We start from the raw sequence: 20642 nt of genomic DNA on the forward strand, positions 1-20642 counted from the left end.
TTGAGTCATTTCCTAATCAAAAACGCCACAAATGGGCGGTTTAGTAGGGATTTGGCGTGTTGTTACGTAGGTGAAGGTTAAGTAATATCCCTCGTGGGCTCGGCGGCTGATCGTCGCCGGGCGTCAACTCAAAAATACGAGGAGCCTATGAAACAGACTCACACCCTGCGTTTGCTGTTGGCTGCAACCGTGCTCGCCGGAGCGGCAGTGATCCCGCCCGCGGCAGCCGTCGAGCTCCCGAACAAGACCCTCGTCTACTGCTCCGAGGGCAGCCCCGCCGGTTTCGATCCGGGGCAACTGACTACCGGCACCGACTTCGATCCCGCCGACGCCATCTACAACCGCCTCGTTGCCTTCGTGCCGGGCGAGACGGGCACGATGCCGTCGCTGGCCGAGAAGTGGGACATCTCGCCGGACAACAAGGTCTACACCTTCCACCTGCGCAAGGGTGTGAAGTTCCATACCACCGAATACTTCAAGCCCACGCGCGACTTCAACGCCGAAGACGTGAAGTTCACGTTCGACCGCATGGGCGACCGCGAGATGCCGTTCCGCAAGGCCTACCCGGCGGAATTCCCGTACTACGTGGACATGGGCTTGCAGGCCGACATCGAGCGCATCGAGATCGTCGATCCGTACACGGTGCGCTTCGTGCTCAAGAAGGTCGACGCCCCGTTCATCCAGAACCTGGCCATGTCGTTCGCGTCGATCCTCTCGAAGGAATACGCCGACAAGCTGATGGCCGCGAACAACCCGCGTGACATCGCGCTCAAGCCGGTCGGCACCGGCCCGTTCATCTTCCGCAGCTACACGAAGGACGCCACGCTGCGCATGGACGGCAACAAGGAGTACTGGAATACGAACCTGCCGCCGAAGGTGGGCAAGCTGGTGTTCGCCATCACGACGGACGCCAACGTGCGTATCCAGAAGCTCAAGCGCAACGAATGCCAGGTCGTGACGTACCCGCGCCCGGCGGACGTCGATGCGCTCAAGGCCGACATTCAGGCACAGGGCAAGGCGTCGAAGATCAAGATGCCGGACCAGGTGGGCTTCAACCTCGGCTACGTGGCGTACAACGTGAAGAAGGCGCCGCTCGATCGCGTGGAAGTGCGTCAGGCGCTCGACATGGCCATCAACAAGAAGGCGATCCTCCAGTCCGTGTACGGCTCGGCCGGACAGTTGTCGAACGGCGCGCCGATGCCGCCGACGCAATGGTCCTACGACAAGAACATCAAGTCGGCCAGCTACGATCCCGAGAAGGCCAAGGCGCTGCTCGACAAGGCGGGCGTGAAGGGTATCGAGATCACGCTGTGGGCCATGCCCGTGCAACGTCCGTACAACCCGAACGGCAAGCTGATGGCCGAGATGATTCAGGCCGACTGGGCCAAGATCGGCGTGAAGGCGAACATCGTCACGTACGAATGGGGTGAGTACATCAAGCGAGCCAAGGCGGGTGAACACGATGCCATGCTGATTGGCTGGACCGGCGACAACGGCGATCCGGACAACTGGCTCGGCGTGCTGCTCGGCTGCGACTCGATGAACGGCAACAACTTCTCGAAGTGGTGCTACAAGCCGTTCGACGATCTCATCAAGCAGGCGCGTCAGACGACCGACGTCAAGGAGCGCACCAAGCTCTACACGCAGGCGCAGGACATCTTCGCGCAGCAACTGCCGTTCTCGCCTATCGCGCACTCGACGCAGTACAAGCCGATGGCCACGAACGTGAAGGGCTTCAAGCTCAGCCCGTTCAGCCGTAACAGCTTCGCTGGCGTGTCGCTCGATTAAGCGCGACTAAGCCAGAAGACGTTTCAACGACAAGAAGAAAGCCGACTGGCCCGGCCGCCGCGCCCGGGCCAGTTCGCAGCACCCGGACGGAAGATCGTCCACGACTGACAAGATTCACTAACGCGGCATTGCGCCACTTGTCCCTGCGCCGGGGACGGGCGGCGCGCGACGCCCCCACGGAACATTCCTATGCTGAGATTCGTCCTGAGACGACTAGGCATGGTGATCCCGACGTTCATCGGCATCACCGTCCTCGCGTTCGCGCTCATTCACCTCATTCCCGGCGATCCGATCGAAGTGCTGGTGGGCGAGCGTAATCTCGATCCCGTCATGCACGCCGAAGCGATGAAGCGGCTCGGACTCGACCAGCCGCTCACCACGCAATATTTCGTCTACCTGAAACACGCCGCACAAGGCGACCTCGGCCGCTCCATCGTGACCAACGAAGGCGTGCTGCACGAGTTCTTCGCCCGCTTCCCGGCCACGCTGGAACTCGCCCTCTGCGCGATGATTTTCGCGCTCGCCGTCGGTTTACCGGCTGGCGTTGCTGCTTCGCTGAAGCGGGGGAAGGCGCTCGACCACACCACGATGGGCGCCGCGCTCACCGGCTACTCCATGCCGATCTTCTGGTGGGGGCTGCTGCTCATCATGCTGTTCTCCGTCGATCTGCAATGGACGCCTGTGTCGGGGCGCATCGGCGTGGAATACGACGTGCCGAGCGTGACCGGTTTCATGCTCATCGACACCCTGCTCTCGGGAGACGAGGGCGCGTTCGGCTCGGCGGTCAGCCACCTGATTCTGCCGACCATCGTGCTCGGCACCGTGCCGCTCGCAGTGATCGCTCGCATGACGCGCTCCGCGATGCTCGAAGTGCTGCGTGAGGACTACATCCGCACGGCGCGCGCGAAGGGGTTGTCGCCGTGGCGAGTGATCGTCGTGCATGCGCTGCGCAATGCGCTGATTCCCGTCATCACGGTGATCGGTCTGCAAGTCGGCACGCTGCTCGCGGGTGCGGTGCTCACCGAGAACGTCTTCTCGTGGCCCGGCATCGGCAAATGGCTGATCGACGCAATTCTCCGACGCGACTATCCGGTGGTGCAGGGCGGCATTCTGCTCATCGCGACGGGCGTGATTCTGGTCAACCTGCTGGTCGACGTGCTTTACGGCGTCGTCAACCCGCGCATCCGGCACTGAAGGAGGTCAACAATGAGTGACACGCCTGCTACGCTGCCGCCTCCCGCCACCGTCACGGCCACGCCGCGCGCGCGCCTGATCCGGGAGTTCCTGCGCAGCTTTACTACCAACCGCGGCGCAACCGCTGCGGCCATCATCCTGTTGCTGATGTTCGCGGCCGCGCTGCTCGCGCCGCTCATCGCCCCGCATAGCCCCATCGAGCAATACCGCGACTTCGTGAAGATTCCGCCAGCGTGGTTCGAGGGCGGCAACGCGCGCTTCCTGCTTGGTACGGACGAAGCCGGACGCGACATTCTTTCGCGTCTGATCTACGGCGCGCGGCTGTCGTTCTGGATCGGTCTGTCGTCGGTGGTGCTTTCGCTGATTCCGGGCATTCTGCTCGGGTTGCTGGCGGCGTTCTTCCCGCGCTGGCTCGACACGCCGATCATGCGTCTGATGGACATGATGATGGCGCTGCCCTCGCTGCTGCTGGCAGTCGCCGTGGTGGCTGTGATCGGCCCGGGTCTTGCCAACACGACCATCGCGATTGCGATCGTGACGTTGCCTGCGTACGTGCGTCTGACGCGCGCGGCGGCCATCGGTGAATTGCAGCGTGAGTACGTCGTCGCCTCGCGCATGGCCGGGGCGGGCACACTGCGCCTGATGTTCTCGACGGTGCTGCCGAACTGCGCGGCACCGCTCATCGTGCAGGCGACGCTGAGCTTCTCGGTGGCCATTCTCGACGCGGCGGCACTCGGCTTTCTCGGCCTTGGCGTGCAGCCCCCGCTCGCTGAGTGGGGCTCGATGCTTGCGTCCGCACGCGACTATATGGAAAGTGCCTGGTGGATTGTGACGCTGCCGGGACTTGCGATCGTCATCTCGGTCCTTGCCATCAACCTGGTCGGCGACGGCCTGCGCGATGCCCTCGACCCCAAACTGAAACGCATCGCATGAGCCTGCTCTCCATTCGAAATCTATCGGTCGACTTCGACGGCGCGCGCGCTGTCGACGCCATCGACCTCGACGTCGGCCAGGGCGAGATTCTCGGCGTGGTCGGCGAATCCGGGTCCGGCAAGAGCGTGACGATGCTCGCGCTCATGGGCCTTATCGACGCCCCCGGTCACGTCACTGCCGACGAAGTGCGTTTCGACGGCCGCGACTTGCTCCACGCGTCCAAACGCGAGCGCCGCAATATCGTCGGACGCGACGTCTCGATGATCTTTCAGGACGCGCTCACCAGTCTGAATCCGAGCTTCACCATCGGGTATCAGATCGGCGAGGTGCTGCGTCGTCACATGGGGTTGCGCGGTCGGGCGCTGCGTGAGCGGATCGTCGAACTGCTCGAACAGGTCGAGATTCCCGACGCCGCCAACCGGCTCGGTGCTTATCCGCACCAGTTGTCGGGCGGGATGAACCAGCGCGTCATGATCGCGATGGCGATTGCGTGCCGTCCCAAGCTGCTGATTGCCGACGAGCCAACGACTGCGCTGGACGTCACCATTCAAGCACAGATCATGGCCTTGCTGCTGCAACTGCAGAAGGACTACGGCATGTCGCTCGTGCTGATTTCCCACGATCTCGCGGTCGTGGCGGAAGTCGCGCACAAGGTGGCTGTCATGTATGCGGGGCAGGTCATTGAAGTCCAGCAGGTGCCAGCGCTATTCGACGCGCCGCATCACCCTTACACGGAGGCGCTGCTCTCCGCGATTCCGGAACACAACCGGGGTGTGCGTCGCTTGCGCACGCTGCCGGGCGTGGTGCCGGGGCGCGACGATCGCCCAGCGGGCTGTCTGTTGTCGCCGCGCTGTCCCTATGCCGACGATCATTGCCGCGATGTACAGCCTGCGCTGACGCCCTATGTCGGGCCGGGCGCGGTGGGTTCGCCAATGGTGCGGTGTTTCAAGCCGTTGCCGCATGGCACGGGTGAGGTGGCGATTGGACAGTCGACGGGAGGGGCGCAATGAGCGAAACGGTATTTGCGACGCCTCCGGCCAGTCCGCAGGCGAGTGCGCCGGACAACCGCGTGGTGCTGGCCGCGCAGGATCTGACGCGTTTTTACACGGTCAACCGCGGGTTGCTGCGCGGGCAGGCGAGCGTCAAGGCGCTGAACGGCGTGTCGTTCGAGCTGAAGGCGGGACGTACGCTTGCGGTGGTCGGCGAGTCGGGGTGCGGCAAATCGACGCTGGCGCGGGTGCTGACGTTGATCGAGACGCCCACGTCCGGCAGACTCTTCGTCGACGCGACCGAGACCACGGCGGCGTCGGCGGGCGAGCTGGCGCCGTTGCGCACGCGCATCCAGATGGTGTTCCAGAACCCGTACGCGTCGCTCAACCCGCGCAAGACGGTGGGACAGGCGCTCGACGAGCCGCTGGCGATCAATACGCCGCTCAGCCGTGCCGAGCGGGGCGAGAAGATCGCTGCGATGATGCGCACCGTCGGCCTGCGTCCGGAGCATGTGGCGCGTTATCCGCACATGTTCTCGGGCGGCCAGCGTCAGCGGGTGGCGATTGCCCGGGCGATGATCCTGTCCCCGGCGATTGTGGTCGCCGACGAGCCCGTTTCGGCCCTGGATGTCTCAATTCAGGCACAGATCCTGAATCTTTTCATGGATTTGCAGGACCGATACGCGACGAGTTACGTATTCGTGTCGCATAATCTCGCGGTGGTCGAGCATGTGGCCGACGACGTCATGGTGATGTACCTCGGCCGCGCGGTCGAACACGGTCCCAAGGCCGCCGTGTTCGGCAAGCCGCTGCATCCGTACACGAAGGCATTGATGTCGGCGACCCCGGCGATCAAGGCGTCCGAGCGGCGGGTGAAGATTCCGCTGATCGGCGAATTGCCGTCGCCGCTGCGCCCGCCGCCGGGGTGTGCGTTTGCGCCGCGCTGTCCGTATGCGGTCGACCGATGCCGTCAGGAAGTGCCGCAATTGCGAGAGCTCGAAGGACGTCGGGTGGCGTGCCATCGGGTCGAAGAGATAGAGGGATAACGAGATTGGGTGGACCACCACGCGCGACGCATGTGCGCCGGGGCGTTGCATTGACCGGCTGGCTGCTGGGTTGCTTGCTGATGACGCTGGCCGTCACGCTGGACGCGGCGACGACCGCCGTTCCGCGCGCGGTGGCGCCGCGAACGTTCCCGTTGGTGGTGCCCGAGCCCGGTGAACCGCCACCGGGCGCCAATCTCCCGTTCTACGAAGCGCGCAAGGGCGACATGACCATCTACGTGATGGGCACGTTGCACGTGGGCCAACCCGACGACTATCCGTTCCGCAAAGTGGTGGTCGATGCGCTGCGCGTGTCGAAGGTGGTGGCGTTCGAGCTGTCGCCCGACGATCTGACGATGTCACAGGACGACGTCCAGAAATACGGCATGTGCTCGCGCGCCTGTCTGCCGAGGCTGATTCCGGCGCCGCTATGGCGTCAGTTGCGCGACCGTCTCAAGGGCAATCCGGCGATGCTCGCCGAGATTCGCCACATGCGCCCGTGGCTGGCGGCGCTGCTCGTCGAGACGCTGGACTCGATGGGCGCGGATCTCCAGACCGAATACGGCACGGAAAACCAGTTGGAGAACATCTATCGTGGCCGCATCGTCGGCCTCGAGTCGCTCGCCGAGCAGATGGATGCGTTCACCGGCCTGACGGCGGCACAGCAGAACGAGTTGCTGGCGCAGGAGCTGGTGCTCACACCGAAGAAGGCGACGGCGCAGGTGGAGGAGTTGCACCGCTTGTGGCGTGCGGGCGATGCCGATCTGGTGTTCGACTGGTCGCAGAGCAAAGCGCTGCAAGTGCGACGCAATGCGACGTTGGCCGACGCCATCGACGAGCGCATTCTCTACTCGCGCAACCGTCGCTTTCTGGCGCGGATGTTGTTCCTGGCGGACCCGGGCAAGCCGGTGTTCGTCGCGGTCGGCACGTTGCATCTGGGCGGCCCGCACGGGATTCTCCAACTGCTTCGCGAACACGGGTTTTCGGTCGCCCAGCGATAACTCGGTAGGGACATCAGAAGAAAGGGCGATCCGCATAGGAATCGCCCGAGAAATCTCCCGCCCCGATTGACTCGCCCCCTTCCTGACGATTAATTTGGCAACACTCGCGTGAGTGGCCCCCCGCCCAAATCCTAGTCAGGAATCACGATGCAGATTGTTGAACAATTCCCGCACCGTCCGGCGGTGCCGAACTTCCCCTCCAACCAAACGACCTCTTTCGACACTGACGAAGCGCGGATCATCCACGAGAAGGTGCTGCGAGGCCTAGCCGATGTCGCAGCTGGCCGAGTAATTTCCGCCGAGGTAGTGGAAGCCGAGTGTGAAGCTCTGTTCGGATGAAGTGAGTCTCCGCAATGAACTATCGACGGATCCAGTGGACCGTCGAAGCGGCAGACGAACGAAAACGGATATTGAGAGATATCGCGGAGCGCGATGAAAATGCTGCGCGACGGCTGAATCAGTTGTTCAGGAAGTCTGTCGACCGTTGGAGATGTTCCCGGAGTTCGGCCCGCAAGGCGACATTCCGGGAACCCGCCATCTAACGGTCCACAAAAATTACCGAGTCATCTACAAAGTTGAAGAGGCGTACGTAGAGGTCCTCGCCGTGCATCATGTCAGGCGGCAGGCCATTCCCATGTCGTAGCAACACCCGGCGGCCCGAGTCTCACCTCACGCCAGCATCCCTCGCGCTTCGATGAAGCTGATGATCTCCTGAAGGCCTTTGCCTTCTTTCATATTGCCCATCACGAACGGACGCATGCCGCGCATCTTCTGGGTGTCGGAGCGCATGATGTCGAGCGACGCGCCGACGTACGGTGCAAGGTCGGTCTTGTTGATCACCAGCAAGTCGGACTTCGTGATGCCCGGGCCGCCTTTGCGCGGGATCTTCTCGCCACCAGCCACGTCGATCACGTAAATCGTCAGGTCCGACAACTCGGGACTGAACGTCGCCGCAAGGTTGTCGCCGCCGGACTCGATGAACACGACGTCCGCATCCGGGAAACGATCCAGCATGCGCTCCACGGCTTCGAGATTGATCGATGCATCTTCGCGAATCGCCGTGTGCGGACAGCCGCCCGTCTCCACGCCGAGAATCCGCTCAGGCTCCAGCGCACCGGCGACCGTGAGCAGACGCTGATCTTCCTTCGTGTAGATGTCGTTCGTGATGACGACGAGATCGTAGCGATCGCGCATCGCTTTACAGAGCATCTCGGTCAACGTGGTCTTGCCGGAGCCGACCGGGCCTCCGATGCCGACACGCAGCGGCGGATTCTTCTTGGTGCGACGGGCGTTGGCGGATGTCGTCATGGCGTATGTCGTGGTGGCGGTGGATGAAAGATGACGCAGGAAATGACGAATAAGTTGACGCGAAAACCCACGTCCTAAGAACGGAACAGCCGTGAATACTGTGTTTCATGACGCGACGCCAGAATGGCGAGCGCCGGGGAAAACGTGTTGATCTGATCGTCCGGCAACGACGCGGCTCGATGGGCGGCGTCGACCACGCGCGGACGTAATGCAACGATGACGCGCTGTGCCGCCAACTGCCCGAGCGGGACCGCCTTGAGCGCTCCGGCGACCTGATTCTCCAGCCAACTGAACGCGTAAGCGACGAGCATATCCGGCAGCGGTGCGCCATGCGTCAGTGCAGCGAAGGCGAAGGCCGTCGGTAGCGCAATCGGTTTGAGCGACGACAGATGCTCGCGTTGCTCGGCATCGCCCCATTCGAGCGATACCGCGAGTTGAGTGAGCGACCACCCCATCTGTTCGGTTTCGGCGCGCAGCTCTGCAGTCTCACGCGTGGCGAGCAGCCAGTCGTTGATGTGGCGTAACGCAGCGACATCCCGTGCTTGCCAGTGCCTCCATTGACGCGCCAGCAGCGCCATTTCACCCGTCGTGAAAACGCCGTCGAGCTGACTGGCGATCCAGCGCTCGGCGCTGGGGGCGTCGTCGATGATGCCGTGCTCGACCGCTGCTTCGAGGCCTTGGGAATAGCTGAAGGCGCCGATGGGCAGCGCGGGCGAGGCGAGATGAAGCAGCGCCGCGAGCGATTGCAGCGACGCCGCCGCAACCGGTTCAGTGAGAGGGCTGGGCAGGCTTGCCGTCATCGGCGGGACTCACTGAAGCGGGTTCGCTACCGCTGTCGGCAGCGTGATCGTGGCCACAATCCGGGCCATGCACGTGGTCATGTTCGTGCGAATGATTGTGACCGTGCGAATGCGCGTGATCATGCCCGCAGCCCGGACCGTGCACATGACCGTGATCGTGGTGTCCGTGGTCGTGACTATGCGAATGCGAGTGCGAGTGATCATGTCCGCAGTCCGGACCATGAACGTGCCCGTGGTCATGGCCATGATCATGGTCATGACCGTGATGCTCGTGAAACACGCGCTGTGCGAGTTCGAAGTCTTCGGCGTACGTCGCGTCGTGACCGTGTTTGTGGCCACCGCCGTACGCCCCGGCTTCCGGCTCGAAGGGCATCAACGCTTCGGCGACGTCGACATCGAGCCGCAGCAGCATGTCGCGTAAGACCGGGTCGTATTCAAGCTTGAGGTACCCGTCGCCGACTTCCACGGGGGTATGACGATTGCCGAGGTGATACGCCGCGCGAGTGAGCGCGAGAGCGGTCGGCGCGCTCACGAGCAGCACCGTCTCCGCCGCCGCTTCCACGCGGATGAACTTACCGTCGTCTGCGACGAGCACATCGCCCCCGCGCAACACGGTGCCACGTGGCAGAAACAGCGCAACCTCTTCACCGGTCTCCAGCGTCGCACGAAGACGGCTCTTGCTGCGTGCGTCGAACGGCAGCACGAGCGCCGGGGCGCGGCGTGCGAGCGGGGCGGCGATGTGTCCCGCTTCGAAACGCTTCTCGACACGACGCAAAGTTGTGGTCGACGACGGAGGGTTTCCGGATGCGGAGAGTTCGGAATCTTGCGACATGGCTCGGCGAGGTCAGAAAAGAAAGTAGCGTTGGGCCATGGGCAACACGGTGGCGGGCTCGCACGTCAGCAGTTGCCCGTCCGCGATGACCTGATAGGTCTCGGGATCGACGCTGATGTTCGGCAGCCAGTCGTTATTGATCATGTTGGCCTTGGTCACCTGCCGGATATTGCGTACCGGCACGATGCGTTTGGCCAGCCCGAAACGACCGGCCACGTCGCCATCGTACGCTGCTTGCGAGACGAACGTCAGCGACGTCCGCGCCAGCGCCCCTGCACGTGCGCCGAACATTTCGCGGTAATGCACCGGCTGCGGCGTAGGAATCGACGCGTTCGGGTCGCCCATCAGCGCGGTCGTGATCATGCCGCCCTTGAGAATCAGCGACGGCTTCACGCCGAAGAACGCCGGTTCCCACAGCACCAGATCGGCCCACTTTCCGACTTCGATGGACCCGATTTCATGCGCCATGCCGTGCGTGATCGCCGGGTTGATCGTGTACTTCGCCACGTAACGTTTCACACGAAAGTTGTCCGACGCCGACGAGTCCGTCCCCAGCGCGCCGCGCTGCACCTTCATCTTGTGTGCGGCCTGCCAGGTGCGCATCACCACTTCCCCAACGCGCCCCATCGCCTGCGAATCCGACGAGATCATCGACAGCGCGCCGAGATCGTGGAGGATGTCTTCGGCCGCAATCGTCTCGCGGCGAATGCGCGACTCGGCAAACGCAATGTCCTCTGCAATCGCCGGATCGAGGTGATGACAGACCATCAACATGTCGAGATGTTCGTCGAGCGTGTTGACGGTGTAAGGCCGCGTCGGATTGGTGGACGACGGCAGCACGTTCGGCTCGCCGCAGACCTTCAGAATGTCCGGCGCGTGGCCGCCGCCTGCTCCCTCGGTGTGATACGTGTGGATCGTGCGGCCCTTGATGGCCGCGACGGTCGCCTCGACGAAGCCGCCTTCGTTCAGTGTGTCCGTGTGAATCGCAACTTGCGTGTCGGTGGCGTCTGCCACCGAGAGGCATGCATCGATGGCCGCAGGCGTCGACCCCCAGTCCTCGTGCAGCTTCAGACCGATCGCCCCGGCTTCGATCTGCTCCATCAACGGTTCGGGCTGACTGACGTTGCCCTTGCCGAGAAAGCCGAGGTTGATAGGCCAGCCGTCGGCGGCCTGCAACATGCGCTCCATGTGCCACGGCCCCGGCGTGCACGTCGTCGCATTGGTGCCTGTTGCGGGACCGGTGCCGCCGCCGAGCAGCGTCGTCACACCCGACGACAGCGCTTCCTCGATCTGTTGCGGGCAGATGAAGTGAATGTGCGAATCGATGCCACCTGCCGTGACGATCATGCCTTCCCCGGCGATGACTTCCGTCGCGCCGCCGAGTGGGATCGTCACGCCTGGCTGGATGTCAGGGTTTCCGGCCTTGCCGATGCCCCAGATGCGTCCGTCCTTCAGGCCGATGTCCGCCTTGACGATGCCCCAGTGGTCGATGATGACGGCATTGGTAATGACGGTGTCGACCACGTCGGCTCGGGTGCGTTGCGATTGCCCCATGCCGTCGCGAATCACTTTGCCGCCGCCGAACTTCACTTCTTCGCCGTAGATCGTGTAGTCGCGTTCGATCTCGACGATGAGCTCCGTATCGGCCAGACGCAACCGGTCGCCCGTGGTCGGGCCGAACATTTCCGCGTAGGCGCGGCGAGAGATTTTCATAGCGCCCCCATGACGCGACCCGCGAAACCATAGACGCGGCGGTCCCCCGCCAGCGCCACGAGTTCTACCGTGCGTTGCTGCCCCGGCTCGAAGCGAACAGCGGTCCCGGCGGCGATGTTAAGCCGAAAGCCGCGCGCCGTTTCACGGTCGAATTGCAGGGCGTCGTTGACTTCATAGAAGTGGAAGTGCGAGCCGATCTGAATCGGACGGTCGCCGGTGTTGGCCACAGTCACGCTGACGGTCTCACGTCCTTCGTTGAGCGTGATGTCGCCAGCGGCGGGGAGTAGTTCTCCGGGAATCATGGGCGTCTCCTGACGGCAGCAACCGGCGTCAGGCCGCTGCTGCGAGCAGCGTTACGCCATAGGCCAGCACGCCCACGCCCAGTACGCGCGGCACCCACACCGTGCGATGGCGCAGCGCCACACCGGCCGCGATGCCGAGGCAGTGGAGCATGCCGGTCGCGACGAGGAAACCGGCCATGTAATGCATCGCGCTCGCTTCGGTCGGCAACTCAGCACCGTGGGCGAAACCGTGGAAGACGGCAAACGTGCCGACGACCGCAGCGCCCGCCCATCCCGGCAGTTGCGCACGCGTCGCGAGCATCAGGCCGAGGACGAGCAGCGAGACGGCGATCATCGGCTCCACGCCGGGCAGGGTGAACCAATGCATCATGCCGAGCAAGCCACCGGCCGCCAGCATGGCGACGAAAGCGAGCGGTGCCGCCCAGACGCGCTTGGACGTCAGCGAACTCCACAGCCCCACAACGATCATCGCGCAGAGGTGATCCGCGCCGGTGAGAGGGTGCAGGAAACCGGCGGCGAAGCTGCTCACGGCGTCGTGACCCGGATGCCCCGGGTGGGCCAGCGCGACCCCCGATGTAGCGAGCAACGCAAGGCCGGTCGCCACGCGGGCACGGGCAGAGACGGGGAGCGCAATGTGCGCGTCAATCGTGTTTTCGAGGCGGGCCATGGGGGCATCCTTAAAGTGCAGCGAAATGTTGTTGTCTAGGGTTATCGATGACAGGCGAAGCGATCGATGCGATCGAGGCGTACCGTCACGTCATGGAATCGGGTGATGCACGGTGACGAGCTTGGTGCCGTCCGGAAACGTAGCTTCGACCTGAATGTCGGGGATCATTTCGGGCACGCCTTCCATGACGTCGTCGCGCGTGAGCAGCGTCGTGCCGTAGTGCATGAGATCGGCGACGGTGCGGCCGTCGCGCGCGCCCTCCATCAGCGCGGCACTGATGAACGCCACGGCCTCCGGATAGTTCAGCTTCAGGCCGCGTGCGCGTCGACGCTCGGCCAGCAGGGCGGCGGTGAAGATGAGCAGTTTGTCTTTTTCGCGAGGAGTGAGCTTCATCGTGACGAGTGAATTTCAGTGCGAACGTTGGGCGAAGAGTCGAACGTCATTGCGCGATGAACCGCTGCAATTCCGGCGTTGCGGGCTGCGTGAAGAGCTGTTCCGGATCGCCGGACTCCCAGATCTTCCCCTGATGCATGAACACCACGCGATCCGATACATGACGTGCAAATCGCATCTCGTGCGTGACGAGAATCAGCGTCATGCCTTCGGCAGCGAGGTCTTCCAGCACCTTGAGCACTTCCGCGACCAGCTCGGGATCGAGCGCCGAGGTGATCTCGTCGCACAGTAGCACCGAAGGATGCATCGCAAGTGAACGGGCAATCGCCACGCGTTGTTGCTGACCGCCCGAGAGTTGCGACGGGTAGCTGTCGAACTTGTCGGCCAGCCCCACCTTGGCGAGCATTGTGCGGGCGACTTCGCGGGCGTCGTGCTTCGCGGTCTTCTTGACGACCTTCTGCGCGAGCATCACGTTTTCGCCCGCCGTCAGATGCGGAAACAGGTTGTACTGCTGGAACACCATGCCGACCTTCAGACGCAGCGCGCGAAGATCGGTGTCGCGTGCGCCGACCAGCACGCCGTCCACGTCCACGCTACCCGCATCGAACCGTTCCAGACCGTTGAGTGTGCGCAGCAGCGTGCTTTTGCCCGAACCGCTCTTGCCGATGATCGACACGACCTGACCGCGCTCGACTTCCATGTCGATGCCGCGCAGCACGGGGTTCTCGCCGAAGCGCTTTTGCATGCCCCGGACCTTAATTAGCGACATGGAGTTTCCTTTCGAGATGACGCGCCCACAGCGACAGCGGATAGCAGGCAACGAAGTAGAGCAGCGCGACGAGGCCGTACACGGTGAACGGCTGGAATGTCGCATTGGTGAGCATGGTGCCGGTCTTGGTGAGTTCGTCGAAGCCGATGATCGACGCGAGCGCTGTGCTCTTGACGACCTGCACCGAGAAGCCGACCGTCGGCGCAATCGCGATGCGCAGCGCCTGCGGCAGGATCACGTGACGCAGTTGCTCGCCGTAACGCATCGCCAGACTGGAAGACGCTTCCCACTGACCGTGCGGGATAGCCTCGACGCAGCCACGCCAGATTTCCGTGAGATAAGCGCTTGTGTAGAGCGTGAGACACACCGCCGCCGCCACCCACGGCGACACTTCCAGCCCAAGCAACGGCAGACCGAAGAACACCAGAAAGAGCTGCATGAGCAGCGGCGTGCCCTGAAACACTTCGATGTACAGCGCCACGGCGCGTGCGGCCCATTGCACGCGTCCGACGCGAATCACCAGAAGCAATAGCGCGACCAACCCCCCACACACGAAGGCGATGGCTGAGAGTGCGAGCGTCCAGCGTCCGGCGAGGATCAACCCGCGCAGCATGTCCGCTATCGAGAACTCGATCATCGTGCGCCTCCCTTCACCATGCCGCGAAACAGTCGGCGTGCGGCGCGCATCAGCACACGGCGAAGCGCGATGGCGAGCACCAGATAGAGCGCGGTGACGATCAGATAACTTTCGAAGGCGCGGAATGTGCGCGACTGCACGAAGTTGGCTGCGTACGAGAGATCGGGGACGGAGATTTGCGAGACGACGGCCGAGCCGAGCATCACGATGACGACCTGGCTGGCGAGCGCCGGGAACACCTTGGCGAACGCTTGGGGCAGGATCACGTGACGCAGGATTTGACCGCGCGTCATAGCAAGCGAGAGACCGGCTTCGGACAGTCCGCGAGGCACGGCGCGCATGCCTGCGCGAATGATCTCAGTCGCGTACGCGCCGAGGTTGAGACTCATAGCGATGATGGCGGCGCTCGTCTCGTCGATATGAATGCCGACGCTGGGCAGCCCGAAGAAGATGAAGAACAGCTGAACGATAAACGGCGTGTTACGGAACAGTTCGACGTACAGTCCGGCGAAAAACCTGAACCCGTTCGAGCCTTCCTCGCGTGCAGCAGCGCACAGCGCACCGATGATCACGCCGATAACCGTGGAGACGGCCGTGAGCGCAATCGTCAGTGCGGCACCGCGCACGAACAGCGCGAAGTACTGCCGCAGGTCGGCGAAATCAAGGACGTAGTGCATTAGGCGGCATGAGGTGAAAGGGGGATGCAAAGGATCGGCGTGTCTGGTCAGACCGGTCGATACAGTGAGGTAGCAGGATTCGTGCCTGACGCTGTCGCGTGGTGCGCAGGTTTGTGGGAAGTCGCGGCTGGGTACGTCAATCAACGACGTGCGCGATGTGCGGAACGCTTGATGTGTTCGCGGCGTGCCCGATATTGGTGCAAAATGGGGCAACATCGGCGGTGCGACGCCGATGTTGTCACTGTAATGGTGCGTTGGAGGATGGCTGCGCCGTCGGCATTACCAGGCATCGGCAGCGTGCGGGTGTCGCCAACGACGTCACGTTGCCCAGATCCGCAGCGGTTCCGCCGGTGCCCCATGCACGATCGGACGTAGCTTGAGCCAATGGGCGATCAGCAATTGGCGCACCGTCTCCATCTCGCGGCCGAGCACGCGCAAGACGAGGACGTTGCCGGGCAAACACGTGATGCCCGCTCGGATGTCCTCGCTGAACGGCAGTCCCTCGGCCAGGGTCTCGGCCAGCTCACGCGTACATGCCGGTCCGACCGCCCAGAGCGCCGCGAAGACGGGGAAGCTCGCGAGACCGGTCGCACCGGTGCGCTGCGGATCATCCGCCCCAAGCACCGCCTGCTCCGCCCACAGCAGACGATCCTGCGCATCGCGCAGGGCGAAGTTTGAGCGCCAGCGGCCGTGCGTCCACTGCTCTCCCGCCGCCTGACGGCCAAGCAGCGTCGCGTCCCAGCCGATGACGGTCGCGTTCTCGCCCAGTCGCACGGTCACACGCTGACGCGCATCCGCATGCTCGAACACGATGTTCTCCAGCGGCAGCCAGTCGAGCTTTGCGCCGTCGTGCACCGTCAGCGTAATGTCTTGCGTCCCGAAGCGGCCCTGCGACTTGTACCACTTCGTCGCGCCGGGCGTCGTCAGCACGGCATGGCTGTCCTGGCCGACGTCGATATCGATGGACAACGCGTCGCCGCCCGCGATGCCGCCGGGCGGATGCACGACGACCGCATGGCAGATGCCGGGGCCTTCCGGATGCAACGATTTCTGCACCACGAGCGGCCCCTGATGACGGCGCGTCGCGAGCACCGTGCGGGCGTCATGTCGCTCGAAGCCGAGCGTCAGCTCCGCGTGCCAGCCGGTTTCCGTCGACGCCATCACACCGCCACCATGTGCCGCACGCCGTCGGCTTCCATGTCCTTGCCCAGTCCGCTCGCGACGATGGCGCCGCGACTCATCACGCGATAGTGGTCGGCGAGTTCGAGCGCGAAGTCGTAGTACTGCTCGACGAGCAACACCGTCATGTCGCGCTCGTCTACCAGACGTCGCAGCGTGCGACCGATGTCCTTGATGATCGACGGCTGAATGCCTTCCGTCGGCTCGTCCAGAATCAGTAGTTGCGGCTCGCTCATGAGTGCGCGTCCGATGGCGAGCTGCTGCTGCTGTCCGCCGGACAGATCGCCGCCGCGTCGCTGCTTCATGTCGCGCAGCACGGGGAATAGTTCGTAGATGTCGTCCGGCACGCCGCGCTTCGCTTCACGCGACGGGCGACTCGCGGCACCGATCAGCAGGTTCTCTTCGACGGTGAGACGCGGGAAGATCTCGCGACCTTGCGGCACGTACGCCATGCCGCTCGATACGCGGGCATAGGACGGCGCCGACGTCAGCGTCTTGCCACGCCACGCGATGCTGCCCGACTTCACCGGCACCACGCCCATGAGGCATTTGAGGAGCGTGGTCTTGCCCACGCCGTTGCGTCCGAGCAGTACGGTGAGTTGCGCGTCGGGCACCGTGAACTCCACGTTGCGCAGGATGTGACTGCCGCTGTAGAACTGATTGAGTGCGTGAATTTCCAGCATGGTCAGCGTCCCAGATACGATTCGATCACGCGTTCGTCGCGTTGCACGGCGTCGAGCGTGCCTTCGGCGAGCACCCGGCCTTCGGCCATCACGGTGACGAGACCGGCCTCCCCTGCGAGCGCGGCGACGAACGCCATGTCGTGCTCGACCACCATCATCGAGCAATGTCCACGCAGACGGTTGAGCAGCTCAGCCAGTTGCGCCGTCTCTTCGTCGGTCATGCCAGCGGCGGGCTCATCCAGCAACAGTAACTGCGGCTGCTGCATCAGCAACATGCCGATCTCCAGCCGCTGCTTCTGACCGTGCGACAACTGACCCGCACGCACATGCGCCTGATGCTCCAGATGCGTGAGTGCCAGCACTTCCTCGACACGACGTTTGATGGTCGGCGTCAGCACGGCCCACAGCGCGCGGAACCAGCGTTTATCCCCCGAGCACGCGAGTTCGAGATTTTCCCAGACGCTGTGATGCTCGAAGACGGTCGGCTTCTGGAACTTGCGCCCGACACCCGCCTGCGCGATGGCCGGTTCGTCCAGTCGGGTGAGGTCGAGTGTCTGACCGAGGAAAGCGCGTCCCGAGTCGGGGCGGGTCTTGCCCGTGATCACGTCCATCATCGTCGTTTTGCCAGCGCCGTTCGGGCCGATGATGCAGCGCAGTTCGTCGGTCTTGATCGACAGCGACAGATCGCTCAGCGCACGAAAGCCGTCGAACGACACGCAGATGTTCTCCAGATACAGGATGAGGCCGTGCGACGTGTCGATTTCGCCGGGCACCACGAGGTGCGACATACCCGTCGCCTCGCCGCTGACCGAGACGGACGCCTCCGGGGCATCGGCCTGCTGCCAACTGATGTCGTAGTCGGGTCTCATGCGCGGTCTCCGGAAACGGAATGGGGCACGTCGCCTTCGGCTGCGACAGGGGCGTGGTGAGCGCGGCGACGCGTGAGTTGCGTGACCAGACCCATCACACCCTGCGGCAGCAGCAACGGCACTAGCACGAACATCGCGCCGAGGAAGAACAGCCAGTATTCGGCGAAGTAGGCGGTAAAGAAGCTCTTCGCGCCGTTGACGATGAACGCACCGGCAATCGCACCGATGAGCGAGCCGCGTCCGCCGATGGCGACCCAGATCGCCATTTCGATGGAGTTGACCGGGGCCATCTCGCTCGGGTTGATGATGCCGACCTGCGGCACGTAGAGCGCCCCGGCGATACCGCACAGCATGGCCGACAGCGTCCACACGAACAGCTTGTAGCTGAGCGGACGATAGCCGAGGAACATCGCGCGGGACTCGCCGTCGCGAATGGCGGTGACGACGCGCCCGAACTTCGAGACCACCAGTGCGCGACACAGCAGGAACGCGCCGACCAGCACGGCAAACGTCACCAGAAACAGCACCGTGCGCGTGTTCGCCGAGGTGATCGAGTAGCCCAGAATGCGCTTGAAGTCGGTGAAGCCGTTGTTGCCGCCGAAGCCGGTCTCGTTGCGATAGAACAGCAGCATGGCGGCGAACGTGAGTGCTTGCGTGATGATCGACAGATAGACGCCCTTCACGCGCGAGCGGAACGCCAGATATCCGAAGAGCCACGCGACCACGCCCGGCAGCGCCACGACGAGGAACATCGCCCAGGCGAAGTGCTCGGTGCCGGTCCAGTACCACGGTAGTTCCTTCCAGTCGAGGAACACCATGAAGTCCGGCAGATCGCTGTGATACACACCGTCGCGCCCGATGCCGCGCATGAGGTACATCCCCATCGCATAGCCGCCTAGCGCGAAGAACAGGCCGTGCCCGAGGCTCAGAATGCCGCAGTATCCCCACACGAGATCGAGCGCCAGCGCGGCGATCGCGTAGCACATGATCTTGCCGACGAGCGTCATGGCGTAAGCCGACAGATGCAACGGATGCGTAGCAGGCAGCACCAGCGCACACACCGGCACGATGACCATCACCGCCAGCACGAAGGCCAGCAGCACCGGGGCGACGTGTTTCGGTAGCAGGCGTGCACGTGCGGGCACGTCCAGTGGCGTCGTCGGGGCGACACCTTCGGGAAGAAAGTTCGACGTCTGCATTCAGGCCTCCGCACTGCGCCCTTTGAGCGCAAACATGCCCTGCGGGCGTTTCTGGATGAACAGCACGATCAGGATCAGCACGGCGATCTTCGCAAGCACCGCACCCCACACGGGTTCGAGCAGCTTGTTGGCGATGCCCAGGCCGAATGCGCCGACGATCGTCCCCGCGAGTTGACCCACGCCGCCCAGCACCACGGCCATGAACGAATCGATGATGTAGCTCTGACCGAGGTCCGGGCCGACGTTACCGATCTGCGAGAGTGCGCACCCGCCAAGTCCGGCGATGCCCGCACCGAATGCGAAGGCGTAGCTGTCGACGCGTCCCGTCTTCACGCCGACGCACGCGGCCATCGAGCGGTTCTGCGTCACAGCGCGAATGAACAGGCCGAGACGCGTGAGATTGAGCACCGACCACGTGAGCGCCACCACGACCAGCGCGAACACCAGAATCACGATGCGGTTGTACGGCAGCATCAGATTTGGCAGCACGGCGACGCCGCCGCTCATCCACGAGGGATTGATGACCTCGACGTTCTGCGCGCCGAACAGCGTGCGCACCGCCTGAATCAGCAACAGGCTGATACCGAACGTGGTGAGCAGCGTCTCCAGCGGGCGTCCGTACAAATGCTTGATGACGGTGCGTTCCAGCACGAAACCGAGCGCGGCCGCGACGACGAACGCAGCGGGCACGGCGGCGACGAGATAGAAGTCGAACGCCCCCGGCAGGAAGCGCTGGAACAACGTCTGCACGACATAGGTGGCATACGCGCCGACCATCAGAAACTCGCCGTGCGCCATGTTGATGACGCCGATCAGGCCGTATGTAATCGCCAGCCCGAGTGCAGCGAGCAGCAGCACGCTGCCGAGCGACAGACCGGCGAACACCGTACCGAAGAACTCGCTGCGGCGCTGTGCGGCGGCCAGTTGCGTGAGCGCGATGTCGGCGGCGCTACGCACGGTGGCATCCGGCTCGGCGTAGGTGCCGTCGGCCTGCTTCGCGACGATGGGCAGCAGGAGATCGCGCATCTGCGGATCGCCTGCTGCCGCAATCAGATCGATGGCTTCACGGCGCTTCTTCGGATCGGTGTCGTGCAGCGCCGACTGCGCCCAGAGTTGATCGAGACGTTTGCGCAACGCGGGATCGGTTTCCTTCTGACGCGCTTGTTCGATCAGTGTCTTGAACGCGGGCGACGGGTTCTGCAACATCGTATCGATGGCTTGCGCACGCGCGTCGCGGTCGGTCGAGAGCAGCGCACCGGCGGCGGCGGCCGTGGCCACCTTTGCGCGCAGCACGTTGTTCAGCGTGAGCGACCCGGCGTCGTCGGCTTTGACCGGCGCACCCGTAATGGGATCGACGTATTTGTCGTCCTTTTGAATCGCGAGGCGCTCGCCCACGGTCACGGCCGAGTCGTCGGCGAGTGCCTTGAGGAGCGCAGCCGCCTGCGGCGAACCGTCGGCAGCGAGGTGATCGATGGCTTGTGCCTTGGCGTCGAAGTCGTCGCCCGCGAGGGCGGTGAGGTCGGCGTCGGTGACGGCGGCACGTGCGGGGTGGGAGATTGTCAGCGCAGCGCCCAGCGAAAGCAGGACAAGGGCGGCAGCGGTCCAGCGTCTTATCGTTATCATGCGAAACCTCTGCATGCGCCGGAAGCGCGGGGTGCGGCTCCGG

21 protein-coding genes and 2 pseudogenes are annotated in these 20642 nt (G+C 63.8%); 8 read left to right on the plus strand and 15 right to left on the minus strand.

Going from position 1 to position 20642, the window contains the following annotated elements:
* Positions 1-147: 147 nt before the first annotated feature.
* The 8 genes and pseudogenes from ACIQWO_RS11320 to ACIQWO_RS11355 all read left to right on the plus strand — a co-directional run.
* Positions 148-1788: an ABC transporter substrate-binding protein gene (locus tag ACIQWO_RS11320; protein ID WP_402823340.1), complete on the plus strand. Its 1641-nt coding sequence runs from the start codon at positions 148-150 to the stop codon at positions 1786-1788.
* A 189-nt stretch (positions 1789-1977) separates the two neighbouring features.
* Complete coding sequence (locus ACIQWO_RS11325) at positions 1978-2982, plus strand: ABC transporter permease subunit (protein WP_402823343.1); 1005 nt, start codon at positions 1978-1980, stop codon at positions 2980-2982.
* Between the two features lie 12 nt (positions 2983-2994).
* The gene (locus ACIQWO_RS11330; RefSeq protein WP_402823346.1) at positions 2995-3915 is read left to right on the plus strand and encodes an ABC transporter permease subunit; all 921 of its coding nucleotides are present in this window, start codon (positions 2995-2997) and stop codon (positions 3913-3915) included.
* Positions 3912-4925 (plus strand): ABC transporter ATP-binding protein, encoded by a 1014-nt coding sequence (locus tag ACIQWO_RS11335; RefSeq protein WP_402823349.1) that lies wholly within the window; start codon positions 3912-3914, stop codon positions 4923-4925. Before ACIQWO_RS11330 ends, ACIQWO_RS11335 begins: the two co-directional genes overlap by 4 nt.
* Positions 4922-5950: a peptide ABC transporter ATP-binding protein gene (locus tag ACIQWO_RS11340; RefSeq protein WP_402823352.1), complete on the plus strand. Its 1029-nt coding sequence runs from the start codon at positions 4922-4924 to the stop codon at positions 5948-5950. Before ACIQWO_RS11335 ends, ACIQWO_RS11340 begins: the two co-directional genes overlap by 4 nt.
* Entirely contained in the window at positions 5869-6948 is a 1080-nt protein-coding gene (locus tag ACIQWO_RS11345; RefSeq protein WP_402823355.1) for a TraB/GumN family protein, read from the plus strand. Before ACIQWO_RS11340 ends, ACIQWO_RS11345 begins: the two co-directional genes overlap by 82 nt.
* Before the next feature lie 147 nt (positions 6949-7095).
* Positions 7096-7287: a hypothetical protein gene (locus ACIQWO_RS11350; protein ID WP_402823358.1), complete on the plus strand. Its 192-nt coding sequence runs from the start codon at positions 7096-7098 to the stop codon at positions 7285-7287.
* Positions 7288-7423: 136 nt separating this feature from the next.
* Positions 7424-7591 (plus strand): annotated as a pseudogene (locus ACIQWO_RS11355) (type II toxin-antitoxin system RelE/ParE family toxin); the annotation flags it as partial.
* Between the two features lie 26 nt (positions 7592-7617).
* Here ACIQWO_RS11355 and ureG read toward each other — a convergent pair.
* The 15 genes and pseudogenes from ureG to urtB all read right to left on the minus strand — a co-directional run bounded on the left by ureG (position 7618) and on the right by urtB (position 20599).
* Positions 7618-8256, minus strand: a complete 639-nt coding sequence (ureG, locus tag ACIQWO_RS11360; protein ID WP_046290442.1) for an urease accessory protein UreG — start codon at positions 8254-8256, stop codon at positions 7618-7620.
* Between the two features lie 74 nt (positions 8257-8330).
* Positions 8331-9056 (minus strand): urease accessory protein UreF, encoded by a 726-nt coding sequence (locus ACIQWO_RS11365; protein WP_402823362.1) that lies wholly within the window; start codon positions 9054-9056, stop codon positions 8331-8333.
* A 103-nt stretch (positions 9057-9159) separates the two neighbouring features.
* A pseudogene (gene ureE, locus ACIQWO_RS11370) lies at positions 9160-9831 on the minus strand (urease accessory protein UreE); the annotation flags it as partial.
* Positions 9832-9900: 69 nt separating this feature from the next.
* Complete coding sequence (gene ureC / locus ACIQWO_RS11375; RefSeq protein WP_402823365.1) at positions 9901-11601, minus strand: urease subunit alpha; 1701 nt, start codon at positions 11599-11601, stop codon at positions 9901-9903.
* Positions 11598-11903, minus strand: coding sequence for an urease subunit beta (locus tag ACIQWO_RS11380; RefSeq protein ID WP_402823368.1), 306 nt, complete (start codon positions 11901-11903; stop codon positions 11598-11600). Before ACIQWO_RS11380 ends, ureC begins: the two co-directional genes overlap by 4 nt.
* A gap of 28 nt (positions 11904-11931) precedes the next feature.
* Positions 11932-12570, minus strand: coding sequence for a HupE/UreJ family protein (locus ACIQWO_RS11385; protein WP_402823371.1), 639 nt, complete (start codon positions 12568-12570; stop codon positions 11932-11934).
* Positions 12571-12660: 90 nt separating this feature from the next.
* Positions 12661-12963: an urease subunit gamma gene (locus tag ACIQWO_RS11390; protein ID WP_039394912.1), complete on the minus strand. Its 303-nt coding sequence runs from the start codon at positions 12961-12963 to the stop codon at positions 12661-12663.
* A gap of 46 nt (positions 12964-13009) precedes the next feature.
* Positions 13010-13732 (minus strand): amino acid ABC transporter ATP-binding protein, encoded by a 723-nt coding sequence (locus ACIQWO_RS11395; RefSeq protein ID WP_150575161.1) that lies wholly within the window; start codon positions 13730-13732, stop codon positions 13010-13012.
* A complete protein-coding gene (locus tag ACIQWO_RS11400) occupies positions 13719-14369 on the minus strand; it encodes an amino acid ABC transporter permease (protein WP_402823376.1) in 651 nt (216 codons plus the stop codon). Before ACIQWO_RS11400 ends, ACIQWO_RS11395 begins: the two co-directional genes overlap by 14 nt.
* Positions 14366-15046, minus strand: coding sequence for an amino acid ABC transporter permease (locus ACIQWO_RS11405; protein ID WP_402823379.1), 681 nt, complete (start codon positions 15044-15046; stop codon positions 14366-14368). Before ACIQWO_RS11405 ends, ACIQWO_RS11400 begins: the two co-directional genes overlap by 4 nt.
* Before the next feature lie 318 nt (positions 15047-15364).
* Entirely contained in the window at positions 15365-16207 is an 843-nt protein-coding gene (locus ACIQWO_RS11410; protein WP_402823382.1) for an urease accessory protein UreD, read from the minus strand.
* Positions 16207-16908, minus strand: a complete 702-nt coding sequence (urtE, locus tag ACIQWO_RS11415) for an urea ABC transporter ATP-binding subunit UrtE (RefSeq protein ID WP_402823385.1) — start codon at positions 16906-16908, stop codon at positions 16207-16209. Before urtE ends, ACIQWO_RS11410 begins: the two co-directional genes overlap by 1 nt.
* 2 nt (positions 16909-16910) lie before the next feature.
* Positions 16911-17777, minus strand: coding sequence for an urea ABC transporter ATP-binding protein UrtD (urtD, locus tag ACIQWO_RS11420; RefSeq protein WP_402823388.1), 867 nt, complete (start codon positions 17775-17777; stop codon positions 16911-16913).
* Positions 17774-18976 (minus strand): urea ABC transporter permease subunit UrtC, encoded by a 1203-nt coding sequence (gene urtC / locus ACIQWO_RS11425; protein WP_402823390.1) that lies wholly within the window; start codon positions 18974-18976, stop codon positions 17774-17776. The genes urtD and urtC overlap by 4 nt, the downstream gene beginning before the upstream one ends.
* The gene (gene urtB / locus ACIQWO_RS11430) at positions 18977-20599 is read right to left on the minus strand and encodes an urea ABC transporter permease subunit UrtB (RefSeq protein WP_402823393.1); all 1623 of its coding nucleotides are present in this window, start codon (positions 20597-20599) and stop codon (positions 18977-18979) included.
* Between the last annotated feature and the right edge of the window lie 43 nt (positions 20600-20642).

The organism is Pandoraea sp. NPDC090278 (assembly GCF_044772185.1).
In the GTDB taxonomy this organism is placed as follows: Bacteria; Pseudomonadota; Gammaproteobacteria; order Burkholderiales; family Burkholderiaceae; genus Pandoraea.